This window comes from Rathayibacter sp. AY2B7 (assembly GCF_002931635.1).
Classification (GTDB): Bacteria; Actinomycetota; Actinomycetes; order Actinomycetales; family Microbacteriaceae; genus Rathayibacter.
Map to the genome: position 1 here is coordinate 1 of NZ_PSUC01000235.1, position 633 is coordinate 633.

Below are 633 nucleotides of genomic sequence, written 5' to 3' on the forward strand. Positions count from 1 at the left end.
GCCGCCACCGACCCCGCCGTCGCCGCGGACCCGGCCAACGCCGGGATCCTGAAGCTGCTGCAGTCGCAGGACACCGCCGCGATCGGCTCCGCGCTCGACGGGGACACCTCGTTCCTGAACACCGCGGACCGCGCCCTGTCGGCCCCGTTCCTGACCGGGTTCAACGACGCGACCGTGACCGTGTTCCAGGTCGCGCTGGGCGTGGTCCTGCTGGCCTTCGTGCTCTCGTGGTTCCTCAAGACCCCGCCGCTGCGCGCGAAGTCGGCCATGCAGGAGGCGCACGACCTCGCGGCCGAGGACAGCGCGGAGGAGCTGCGCCGCACGGACCCGCAGCTGGCCGCGCGCGCCGGGGCCGACCTGGCCGCGGGCAGCATCGAGCCGGACGTCCGGACGGACTCGATCCGCACCGCTCCTCCGCGCGACGGGCACGGCGCCCACCGGGCCTGATCGGGAAGCGCCGACGGACCGCGTCCTGCGCTCCGCTCCTCCCCTCCGAGGCGCCGCCTCCGCCGTCCGGACACCGCCCTCGCCGCGGTGTCCGGACGGGGAGGCGGCGCCTCGCGGTCGTCCGGGGCGCGATGTCCCGCGTTCCGGGGCGAGAGAGCGCTCCACCGGGGCTCTAGGATGGTCGGA

Annotated in this window: 1 pseudogene; it reads left to right on the forward strand. The window is 76.0% G+C overall.

What is annotated here, in order from left to right:
- Positions 1-447: pseudogene (locus tag C5C27_RS18315) on the forward strand (hypothetical protein); the annotation flags it as partial.
- Between the last annotated feature and the right edge of the window lie 186 nt (positions 448-633).